Origin of the sequence: Bacillus cereus, assembly GCF_015071065.1 — a bacterium.
Lineage (GTDB): Bacteria > Bacillota > Bacilli > Bacillales > Bacillaceae_G > Bacillus_A > Bacillus_A cereus_BA.
On record NZ_VOVA01000075.1, the window covers coordinates 1 to 1,113 of the forward strand.

A 1,113-nucleotide genomic window follows, 5' to 3' on the forward strand; every position below is an offset into this window, starting at 1 on the left:
ATGATTCAATACAAGCATTGTCATGGCAGTTTCCTTTGCGAGAGTGGCTGCCGATGGCACCTAGCTGTTGAAGCGTACGATGATAAGCATGAGATGTGTATTGGAATCCTTGATCTGAGTGGATGATGGTTCCATACACATCTCTTTTTTGTGTTGCTAAATCAAGTGTATCGAGAACAAGTTGTAGATCATTGCGATGTGAGAGTTTCCAAGCAACAATTTCATTATTGTAAATGTCTTGGACGACCGATAAATAGAGAAAATTATCTTTGAATGGCAAGTAAGTGATGTCTGTGACAAATACCTCATTTTGTTTGCGATTTTGGAATTGGCGTTCTACTACATTTGGGAAAATCTTTGAGGATTTCCCTTTAAAAAAGCGTCGCTTTTTACGGATGATCGATTGGATTTGAAGCTCTTGCATAAGTCTACATACTTTTTTGTGGTTCACTAAAAAGCCCTCTTCTCGTAAGGCAATTGTCATACGAGGATAGCCATATTCCTTGTGTTTTATGTGAATCGCTTGAATTTGTTCACGCAATGTATCATCCTTTGAAAAACGTAATTTTCTTTGCGTACGTGTTGAACGCCACTTATAGTAGCTAGAACGATTTAACTGAGCAATGACGACAAGCCAGATTACTTTGTATCGAGAACGTAGTTCTTCAATAATCTCGTACTTAGCTGTTTGAGCAAGGACACCTCCTACAGATTTGGATACTGCTTTTTTAAGTACGCCACCTGTGCCTTGTAGTATTCCAACTCTTCTTCCATACTATCGAATTTCGTACGAGGACGACCTTTCAAGGGGTTTTTGAGGCCCTTATTACCACTACTTTTTCCCCGTGAGTCTGAAATACCGCCTGTTTCTTGATATTTCCTAACCCACTCTATTAATTGCGTTCTACTTTTAAGTCCATATTTCTTCGCTATAGCTGATTGACTACCCTCACCATTTAAAAAACTTTCTACAGCTTGTATCTTTAATTCATCTGAATAAGTTTGAAATGTAGACCCTTTTTTAGCCATAATAAAATCCCCTCCAAATAGAAGTGTAACATCCATGTTTGTTCATGGTCTTTTTACACTGTCTACCTTAAGGGGATAATATCA

2 protein-coding genes are annotated in these 1,113 nt (G+C 38.1%); both read right to left on the minus strand.

The window, feature by feature from the left end; translation table 11 throughout:
* A partial coding sequence (locus FT637_RS29515; protein ID WP_193649250.1) for an IS3 family transposase occupies positions 1-757 on the minus strand: 757 nt, incomplete at its 3' end.
* Complete coding sequence (locus FT637_RS29520; protein ID WP_227494020.1) at positions 706-1,029, minus strand: transposase; 324 nt, start codon at positions 1,027-1,029, stop codon at positions 706-708. The genes FT637_RS29520 and FT637_RS29515, both read right to left, overlap by 52 nt.
* Positions 1,030-1,113: the final 84 nt, after the last annotated feature.

What these genes read in the sequence shown, in the direction of transcription:
- FT637_RS29520 (WP_227494020.1), bottom strand. Translation starts at nt 1,029, where the DNA reads ATGGCTAAAAAAGGGTCTACATTTCAAACTTATTCAGATGAATTAAAG.